The organism is Brevibacterium sp. (assembly GCF_052105255.1).
GTDB lineage: Bacteria > Actinomycetota > Actinomycetes > Actinomycetales > Brevibacteriaceae > Brevibacterium > Brevibacterium linens_B.
Window position 1 is genome coordinate 1 of record NZ_JBQDYQ010000113.1, and the last position, 1,825, is coordinate 1,825.

The window sequence follows — 1,825 nt, forward strand, 5'->3', positions numbered from 1 at the left end:
GGGCCGCCGTCAGGTAGCAATTGAGATCGCAAGGAGTCAGAAGAGGCCGGTGATGTTGCCGTCCTCGGTGACGTCGATCTTCAGCGCTGAGGGTTCGCGCGGCAGGCCCGGCATCGTCATGATGTCACCGGCGATGACGACGACGAAGCCGGCGCCGGCTGAGAGCCGCACGTCCTTGACCGCGATGATGTGGTCCTTCGGCGCCCCGCGCAGGCTCGCGTCCGTCGACAGCGAGTACTGGGTCTTCGCAATGCATACGGGTGCGTCCCCGTAGCCCTCCTCGGTGAACTGCTTGAGCTTTCGTTTCACCGCGGTCGGCAGGTCGACATCCTTGGCTTGGTAGATCCGCTGCGCGATCGTGCGGATCTTGTCCTCCAGGGGTTCATTGAGCTCGTAAGAGTAGCGCGGCACCGCCCGCTGAAGGCGAGTTCCGGACGAATCCTGCGGCCCATCGGCTCGATTCTCATCACGAATCGTCCGGAACTCGCCGTCAACACCGGCGGCGGCCTCAACCACCGCCTCGGCGAGCGCCAGCGCACCCTTGCCGCCATCGGCCCAATGCGTCGATTCGACGGCCGCAACCCCGAGCTCCTCCAAATGGGCGATCGCCGCGGCCATCTCATCGTCGGTGTCCGTGGGGAATCGATTGAAGCACACCACCGGAGTCAGTCCGTAGATCTCACGCAGGTTCCGACAGTGCAGCTCGAGGTTGCTCATCCCCTCGAGCACCGCCGACACATCAGGAGAGTTGACCTCGGCGACGTCAACGCCCCCGTGGTACTTCAATGCACGCAGCGTCGCGACGACCACTACGGCCGAGGGCCAGATGCCCGCGGTCCGGCACTTGATGTCGAGGAACTTCTCGGCCCCGAGGTCGGCGCCGAACCCGGCCTCGGTGACGACCCAGTCCCCCAGCGCCAGCCCGGCCTTCGTCGCCAGCAGACTGTTGCAGCCGTGAGCGATGTTCGCGAAGGGCCCGCCGTGGATGAACGCCGGCGAATGCTCGAGAGTCTGCACGAGGTTCGGGGCCAAGGCATTGCGCAGCAGCGCAGTCATCGCCCCGGCCGCCCCGATGTCAGCCACGGTGATGGGTTCCCGACCCCTGCTGTGGGCGAGCACGATCCGTCCCAGCCGTTCCTTGAGGTCAGCCAACGAGGTGGCCAGGCAGAACACCGCCATGACCTCGCTGGCGACGACGATGTCGAAAGCGTCCTCGCGGGGCACTCCCCCGTTGATTCCGCCGAGCCCGACGACCACTCCGCGCAGCGTCCGGTCGTTGAGGTCGACGACGCGGCGGATGTGGATGCGCCGCGGGTCGACGTCGAGGTCGTTGCCGAAGTGGATGTGGTTGTCGAGCATCGTCGCAGCGAGGTTGTTCGCCGCTGCGATGGCCGCGAAGTCGCCGGTGAAGTGAAGGTTGATGTCCTCCATCGGCACGACCTGAGCGTATCCGCCTCCGGCCGCGCCGCCCTTCATCCCGAAGACCGGGCCCATGCTCGGCTCCCGCAGCGCCAACACGGCCCGTCCGACCTCGGGGTTCGACCGGGCGAGTTCGTTGAGTCCGTCTGCCAGGCCGATGCTCGTCGTCGTCTTGCCCTCACCTGCCGGCGTCGGACTCATGGCCGTGACGAGGATGAGCCGGCCATCGGTGGCATCCGCGGCCGCCCGATCGAGGACGTCGATCGGCACCTTCGCCTTCGTCCATCCGTGAGGAATGATGTCGTGCGCGTCGAGACCCAGCCCAGCGGCGATGTCGACGATGGGATCGAGCTCGGCGCTGAGCGCAATATCCATATCTGTGGTCATAAGGCCATCATGCCCGTTC

General features: G+C 66.2%; 1 protein-coding gene. It reads right to left on the reverse strand.

What is annotated here, in order from left to right; all coding sequences use genetic code 11:
• Positions 1 to 36: 36 nt before the first annotated feature.
• Complete coding sequence (locus ACTIIH_RS16020) at positions 37 to 1,806, reverse strand: formate--tetrahydrofolate ligase (protein ID WP_441452820.1); 1,770 nt, start codon at positions 1,804 to 1,806, stop codon at positions 37 to 39.
• Positions 1,807 to 1,825: the final 19 nt, after the last annotated feature.

Coding starts and splice junctions, on each gene's coding strand:
- ACTIIH_RS16020 (WP_441452820.1), bottom strand. CDS start 1,806: ATGACCACAGATATGGATATTGCGCTCAGCGCCGAGCTCGATCCCATC.